This window comes from Desulfobacteraceae bacterium, from assembly GCA_022340425.1.
Classification (GTDB): domain Bacteria; phylum Desulfobacterota; class Desulfobacteria; order Desulfobacterales; family JAABRJ01; genus JAABRJ01.
On sequence record JAJDNY010000014.1, the window covers coordinates 112,547 to 120,231 of the forward strand.

Below are 7,685 nucleotides of genomic sequence, written 5' to 3' on the forward strand. Positions count from 1 at the left end.
GGGCCTTTTTTGGAGCGGACGGTCGGAAAGAAAGTCCTGATCAGCCGGGGCTGACTGTTTGCCGGGTGCGCTCCCGGAAGGCCGTGGGGGTGGTTTCGCGCATATAGCGCCGGATGCCCTGGATGATGCCGTCGCAGAGGTCCTCCTGATAGGCCGGGGTGATCAGCCGCTTGCACTCCCGGGGGTTGCTGATAAAGGAGGTCTCCACCAGGATCGCCGGCATCTGGGCCCCCAGCAGGACATAGAAGGGCGCCTGCTTGACCCCCTTGCTCTTGACCTGCCGGTAACGCTTGGCGAGAAAGCCCGTCAGATCGTTTTGCACGTGGGCGGCCAGACGGCTGGATTCGTTGATCTTGGCATTCTGCATGAGGTCATTCAAAATGGTCTGCAGGTCGCTGATGTTCTTGGTGGATGTGGCGTTCTCGCGGGCGGCCACCAGAATGGCTTCCTCGTCGGTGGCGAGGTTGAGGAAATAGGTTTCCACCCCGTAAGCATTGCGGTCGCGATGGGCGTTGGTGTGAATCGAGATGAAGAGATCCACGTTTTTCGTGTTGGCGATGGCCGTCCGCTCCTCCAAGGTCAGGTACTTGTCCGTGGAGCGGGTCATGATCACCTCGCAGTTCAGCTCCTGGCGCAATTTTTTGGCCAGTTTTTTGCCGATCGCCAGAACGATGTCTTTTTCGTAGACCCCCTTCAGATAGCCCGGCGCCCCGAAGTCCTTGCCGCCGTGGCCGGGGTCGACGATGATCCGGCGAACCCCCAGCGCCAGCTGCTTGGCCAGGGCGCCGACGGGGATCGGGGCCTTGCCCCCGGGCGCGGCCAGCTGAACTGGCGATGGGCCGCCACTGGCGTCCCCCCAGACATCGATCACGATGCGGTAGGGGTTTCGCAGGGAAAAGATCTTGTAGCGGTCGAAGGACTTGATATCCACCACGACCCGCACCGCCTCGGGGGTGAACTGTCCCGCCCTGACGTTCTTGAGGAGGTTGTCGTTGATGGCAACCATCTTTTGCACCCCGCCGGCCAACCGGCTGCCCTTCAGATCGACATAAAGCCGTTGGGGTTTGTTGAGCGCCGGGTCTTTTTTCAGGAGGTGATGACGAAAGGGCGTTTCGCGACTGACGTCGATCACCACCCGGGTGTAGCGGTTGTTGCTCCAGTAGCGCAGGTTCTCCACCCGAGCCTGACCAATGGCGGCGCTTGGGGAGACAGCCGGCGACGCAGCGCCGGCCGCGGCCTGCTGAATGACGTCTCCGATGGCATCCCCCCGCACCTCGGCCTTGGCCGAAGCTTTGACCGGCACTGCGGCGGTCTTCGGTTTTTCCAGGGTTTTAAGCTGCGCCCGGGCCTTTCGGGCGTAGCGGCTTTTCGGGTAGCGCTTGAGGATCCGGTGGAAAATGTCGGCGGCCTCTTGGAGGTCGGCTTTCCGGAAGGAATGCTTGTAGAGCTCCTGGTAGAGGGTGGCGGACATGAAAAGACCGGCCGCAGCCCAAGGCCCCTCGGGCTCGCTCCGGTAGACGGCTTCGAATTTTTCGATACACTGCATCCAGGGGCGCCGATACTTCTGCTTCTCCGGGGCATGCCGCAGCTGCCGGTAGGCCTTTTCGGCCTGAAGATAGGTCTGACGGGCGTCGGCCGCAGCCAGCGGCTTCGGCCCAACCAGGCTCAAAAGACCCCAAAGCGCCAGCACGCCCAGAACCGCCGCGAGCACTGGGCTCGGACGGCGGCGGCCCCAGCGGCCCGGTCCGGCCTCGCTGCAGCGGGGGGGTGCGGCCGGGTCGCGATGTGCGGGGATGATTGCGGTCATAGGTTCAGTCCAGTGCCCCTGCGGCCCTCTCCTTGAGTTCGCTGAGGCAGTTAAGCGCCTCAAGTGGGGTCATGCGCGCGATGTCCAGGGCCTGCAATCGCTGCACGATGGCCTGTTCGGGCTTCCGGAAAAGGCTCAACTGCACCGGGCCCGCCGGCTTCGCGGTGCCCGAGGATTCGGCCATGGCCCGACCATAAAGGCTGTCCTCGTTGTTTTCAATCTTAAAGAGTATTTTTTTGGCCCGCCGGATCACCGGCTCGGGAATCCCGGCCAGGCGGGCGACCTGAATGCCGTAGCTGCGGTTGGTGCCGCCCGCCACCAGTTTGCGCAGGAAGATGATCTCGTCGTTCCACTCCTTGACGGCGATATTGAAATTTTTCACCCGGATTTTGCTTTGGGCCAGGTCGGTCAATTCATGGTAATGGGTGGCAAAAAGGGTTTTGACGCCCCGGCCGTGGGCGTCGTGGAGGTACTCGGCAACCGCCCAGGCGATGCTGAGACCGTCGAAGGTGCTGGTGCCGCGGCCGATTTCATCCATGATGACCAGGCTGCGGGGGGTGGCGTTGTTGAGAATGTTGGCGGTCTCCTGCATCTCCACCATGAAGGTGCTCTGCCCCTGGGAGAGGTTGTCCAGGGCGCCCACGCGGGTGAAGATCCGGTCGGTCAGCGCCAGCGAGGCCCGTCGCGCGGGAACGAAGGCGCCCATCTGAGCAAGGATCACCGTCAACGCCACCTGCCGCAGGACCGTGGATTTGCCGGCCATGTTGGGGCCCGTGATCACCAGGACCTGGTTTTGCTCATCGTCCAGCCGGATGGAATTGGGTACAAACCGTTCCGCGGCAATCATCTTTTCGACCACCGGGTGCCGTCCGTCGGTGATCTCGATGACCCCCTCGGCGTTGATTTCGGGCCGCACGTACCCGTTGTGATCGGCCACCTCGGCCAGCGCCAGGAGGCAGTCCAGGCGCGCCAGATGCTCGGCGGCCGACAGCAGGGCATCGCGCTGGCCCATCACCTCGGCCCGCAGGTCATTGAAAAGCCGGTATTCCAGGGCCGCCCGCCGCTCCTCGGCGCCCAGCACCTTGGCCTCGAACTCTTTGAGCGCTTCGGTAATGTAGCGTTCGGCGTTGACCAGGGTCTGCTTGCGGACATAATGAGCGGGCACCTTTGCCGCGTGGGTTTTGGAAACCTCGATGTAGTAGCCGAAAACCTTGTTGAAGCGGACTTTGAGGGAGGCGATCCCGGTCGCCTCGCGCTCCGTGCTTTCCAGGCGGGCCAGCCAGCCTTTGCCGTCGCGGCTGATCTGGATCAGCTCGTCCAGCTCGGGATTGTACCCGGCTTTGATGATCCCGCCCTCGGTGATGGTCGGCGGCGCATCTTCCCGGACCGCCCGCGCGATCTTCTCCGCCAGCGCCGTCAGGCTTTGGGTATCCCCAAGCCCTTGCAAGAGGGTGCTCTGCAGCTGGGCGAGGCCGGCGCCAATGGCCGGCAGCGCTTCCAGGGAGGTTTTAAGCGCCACCAGGTCCCGCGCGTTGGCTTGCCCCATGGCGATCTTGCTGCCCAGGCGCTCCAGGTCAAAGACCGATTGGAGCTGCTCCCGCAAATGGCCCCGCAGCGAGAGCGCGTCTTTAGCCTCCGCCACGGCGTCCAGCCGGGCGGCGATGGCGGCGGCATCCGTCAGCGGGCAGCGCAGCCACTGCTTGAGCGCTCTGCCCCCCATGGCCGTGACCGTTTTATCGATGACGCTGAGCATGGTTCCGCCGCGCCCGCCGCTGCGGATGTTGCGCAGCAGCTCCAGGTTGCGGCAGCTGATCTCATCGATCAGGAGTTGGCTGTCCAGGCCATAGGTTTGCATCCGGGCCAGGTGCGCCACGTCATGCTTCTGGGTTTCGCGCACGTAGTAGAGAACAGCACCGGCGGCGCAGACGCCGGCCTTTTGGTCTTCGCAGCCGAAACCTTCCAGGGAGAGGGTGTTGAACTGCGCCAAGAGCCGTGCACGGCCGCTGCGGTGGTCGAAAGCGCTGGCCTCCAGGAATGAGACCGCCGCCTGGGGCAGGGCCGCGAGCACCTCCGAAATCTGGGTGTCGCCGCGGAGCTCTTCGGAGAGCAGGATCTCGCTTGGGGCCACCCGCAGAATTTCCTCGCGGATGGTTGCGGCCTCAGCCGCCTCAAACAGTCGGAAAGTGCCGGTGGAGATGTCCAGGTAGGCCACGCCGATGGCCGTCCGGAGGCGAGCGATAGCCAGGGTGAAATTGTTGGTTTTGGCGTCGAGAAAGCTGTTGTCGACGATCATCCCGGGGGTGACCACCCGCACCACGTCCCTTTTGACCAGTCCTTTGGCCGCGGCCGGATCCTCGAGCTGGTCGCAGATGGCCACCTTGAAACCCTGGGAGATCAGACGCTCGATGTATCCCCGGGCCGCGCGGTAGGGAACGCCGCACATGGGCACCGGAACGCTTTCGTTCTTGTTGCGCGAGGTCAGCGTGATCTCCAGGGCACCGGCGGCGACTTTGGCGTCCTCGAAGAACATTTCGTAGAAATCCCCCATGCGGTAGAACAGGATGGCGTCCGGATACTGCTCCTTGATGGCGAGGTACTGCTGGATCATGGGGGTGGCTTTGGGAGCATTCATTGGTTCTGGCTCAACTGGGACCGGCATCCGCCCGGCAACGGGGGACTGTCAAAAAAGACAACGGGCATCATCCGAAAAGCCCGCCCCTGGGGTGGCCATTTTTCGGATCAGGCCCGATCAACGGTTGGTGCGGGCGGGCAGGCCAAGGTCGGGCCGCCCGCGAGTCCTGCGCGCAAACGTTAGCAGCGCAAGGGGTCAGCCCCGGGAGGCGGCGTCAGCGGTTTCGGCGGGTTGGGCGCCGCTGCCGGCTTTGAGGGCTTCGTTTTGCCGGGTGAGCTCGGATATCTTCTGCACTTGCAAATCGACCGTCGTGCTGAGGTTCTTGATGGTCTTGTTGGCCCGGAAGCGCCCCGAAAGGCTGAAAAAATAGGAAACCAAGACGCCCAGCAGAAAACAGCCGGCGAAGATGATGGCGTTGTTGAGTTTGGCGGTTTGGTACTGAAAGAAAAAGAGGTTCAGGCTGAGGTCCGGTTTTTGAAGGAAAAAGTCCTTGTTCTGATATATCACGAGCCCGATCAGGACGATAATCAGCACCGACAGAACCACCTTGAAGTTTTTCATTTTAATCTCCCGATTTCATGTAGTTAAATCTATTTCCTTAAAATGTGGCTTCAAATTTTCAAAGGTGGCCTGGAGGTGTTCGGGAATCACCCGCACATCGGCGAAGACCGCCAGGGCGTTGACGTCCCCGTACCAGCGGGGAACGATGTGAAAATGCAGGTGCGCCTCCACCCCGGCGCCGGCCACCTTGCCCAGGTTGAGACCGACATTGAAACCGTCAGGGCGCATCACGCGCTTGAGAACGGCGATGGACTGCTCCACGGTTTTCAGCAAGACGGCCATCTCGCTGCCGCTGAGCTGGTCGAGGGCCGCGATGTGCCGGGTCGGGGCCACCAGCAGGTGGCCGTTGATATAGGGAAACTTGTTCATCACCACCAGGGTTTGGGGCCCCTTGAAGAGGGTCAGGGCATCATCGGGACCCATGGCCTTGCAGAAAACGCAGCCTTCCTCTTTTTCTCCCAGGATATAGGTGATGCGCCAGGGAGCCCACATGGTTTTCATCGCAAACTCCATCTCGAAAAAGGTTTCAAACCAGGGTGCGAGTTAAGGGCCTCGGGAAAAATAATTCCACATCTTACTGGTCTTTTGGCCCGTCCTCGGCGTTACAGCCGCCGGCACATATCTCGATATGCGCCGACGGATGTGCCTTGATGACAAACCAAAATCCTTCGCCATATTGAGGCATTATTTCTTACCGCGACCCTAAGAATCTCAAAGAATTTCGAATCGTTCCTATCTACTTTTTTTGCCCTTGAAACTCAACCCCTTTTTTCCGGGAAGCGGCACCACCTGAAGCTTTCCCCAGACGCCCATCCGTTCGCCGACGATGATCACGATGCCGTCAAGCCCCCCCATCGCCATGCCCAAGTCGATCCCCGCCGGGATATCACCGGCCCTCCGGACGTGGTTGCCAATGGCCGTGGCGGCGGCATCGGCCAAGGCGCAGCAGGGGGCCACCACGCAGACCGCATCCGCCGCCCCCAGGCTGCGGGAATGCCCCACGGTCCCCGATGACGTGCAAACCCCGAAAGGATCGGCGGCGGCCGCGAACTGCAGCCCGACCCGCATGCTGAGCGGCGAGCCGCCGGCGTAGATCGCGATGGAAATCCGCTCCCGGTTTTTGATGAAGACATCCCCACCGTTTTCAACCACCACCTCATTGCACTGCCCCAGCAGGTCTTCTCCCACGGCCGCGGCCACGGCCCCGGCGACGGCGGCCATGGGCCCCACCCGGGCCCGGCTGGCGGCTGCGCACATGCGCCTCACGATCGGCGGGGCCGGACCCTCCAGCGGCCAGGGCTCCATGCTGCTGGCAAAGCCGGGAAACCGCCGGATAAAACCCTCCAGCTGATGGCGGTGGTGCAGCACGGACTCCCGCGCCACCGCCATCAGCGGTTGGTCGGCCTGGATCCAGAGATCGGTTTGCTCGACCACCACCCGGAAGGCCGGCAGGCGGCGCTGCAACCCCTTACGGTAGGTCCGGGCCTGAAGCATCAGAGCACCCGGATTTCGGGGCGCAGCTCTGGGGGGCACTGTTGCAGGAAATACTGATCGGTCATGCCGGAGACAAAGTCGCGCACGATTTCCTCAGGCCGATGTTGGGAAAGGTATTCGGCGGACATGTCCTTCAAAAAGCCGGTGAAGATGACCGATTGATCGTTTTCGCGCTGAAGGTCCTCCAGAAAGCGATCGAAAATCCGCCGGAAAAGGACCCGGATGGTTTCCAGGTGGCGCTTGATCTCGGGGTTGAGGTAGATGTGCTCCAGGTTGAAGTCCTTCAGGCGCTTGAGCGCCTCGGAAACCGCGGCGCTGAAGAGGATCCGCTTCCTGCCGTAGCTGCTGCGGATGACGTCAGTGACCAGATTGTAGACGATCGTGCCGTTGGTTTTGCCGAGCAGGGCGGTGCTCTCGGCGGGCAGATCGCTGCGGCGGATCATTTTCAGGCGGATGGCGTCCTCGATATCGCGGCCGATGTAGCTGATGGTGTCGGCCATGCGCACCACGCACCCCTCCAGGGTCATGGGGGTCAGTTCGGTATCCGCCTCGTGGGTCTTGCGGCGCAGATCCTCGGCCAGGCGCGCGAAAGTCTTGGAGGCGTCCGGCCGGAGTTGGCGGTCGTGGACCTCGCCGTCGTGGCAGAGGATCCCGTCCAGGGTCTGCAGGCAGAGGTTCCACCCCCGCCCCTTGCGCTCCACGCAATCCAGGAACTGAATGCTCTGAACGTTGTGGTGGAAGTCGCCGATGCCGTGGCTGCGGCAGATGGCCGAAAGCACCCGCTCGCCGTCATGGCCGAAGGGGGCGTGCCCGATATCGTGGCCCAGGGCGATGGCCTCGATCAGGTCCTGGTTGAGGCCCAAAAATCGGCCGATGGTGCGTGAAATCTTGGAGACCAGCTGCACGTGCAGCACCCGGTGGGTGATGTGATCGTTGCGGATCAGATAGAACACCTGGGTCTTGTCGATGTAGCGCGTGTAGGCCAGGGAGTGCAGGATGCGGTCCACGTCCAGCGAGAAATTCTGCCGGTAGTCGTCTTGCAGGCGTTCTTCATGCCGGCGCCGCAGGCCGTCCCGGCTGAGGGCGGCCTGCGGCGACAGCGTTTCGCTTTCCGGGCGGTCCCTCTCCTCCCGGATGCGCGTCAAACTGCACGCGGGAAACGGCGGGTCAAATTTTTCCATCGTCGATCAG

6 protein-coding genes are annotated in these 7,685 nt (G+C 62.5%); all 6 read right to left on the reverse strand.

From position 1 onward, the window contains the following. Window positions 1-40 precede the first annotated feature (40 nt). The 6 genes from LJE63_01495 to LJE63_01520 all read right to left on the reverse strand — a co-directional run bounded on the left by LJE63_01495 (window position 41) and on the right by LJE63_01520 (window position 7,675). Window positions 41-1,807, reverse strand: a complete 1,767-nt coding sequence (locus LJE63_01495) for an N-acetylmuramoyl-L-alanine amidase (GenBank protein ID MCG6905270.1) — start codon at window positions 1,805-1,807, stop codon at window positions 41-43. Window positions 1,808-1,811: 4 nt separating this feature from the next. After that, window positions 1,812-4,439, reverse strand: coding sequence for a DNA mismatch repair protein MutS (gene mutS, locus LJE63_01500; protein ID MCG6905271.1), 2,628 nt, complete (start codon window positions 4,437-4,439; stop codon window positions 1,812-1,814). A 195-nt stretch (window positions 4,440-4,634) separates the two neighbouring features. Further along, window positions 4,635-5,000 carry a hypothetical protein gene (locus tag LJE63_01505; protein MCG6905272.1) on the reverse strand — a complete coding sequence of 122 codons (366 nt, stop codon included), beginning with the start codon at window positions 4,998-5,000 and terminating at the stop codon, window positions 4,635-4,637. A gap of 15 nt (window positions 5,001-5,015) precedes the next feature. Further along, window positions 5,016-5,501 (reverse strand): HIT domain-containing protein, encoded by a 486-nt coding sequence (locus tag LJE63_01510; protein MCG6905273.1) that lies wholly within the window; start codon window positions 5,499-5,501, stop codon window positions 5,016-5,018. A gap of 231 nt (window positions 5,502-5,732) precedes the next feature. Further along, window positions 5,733-6,494 (reverse strand): UPF0280 family protein, encoded by a 762-nt coding sequence (locus LJE63_01515; protein ID MCG6905274.1) that lies wholly within the window; start codon window positions 6,492-6,494, stop codon window positions 5,733-5,735. After that, window positions 6,494-7,675 carry an HD domain-containing protein gene (locus LJE63_01520; GenBank protein MCG6905275.1) on the reverse strand — a complete coding sequence of 394 codons (1,182 nt, stop codon included), beginning with the start codon at window positions 7,673-7,675 and terminating at the stop codon, window positions 6,494-6,496. Before LJE63_01520 ends, LJE63_01515 begins: the two co-directional genes overlap by 1 nt. Between the last annotated feature and the right edge of the window lie 10 nt (window positions 7,676-7,685).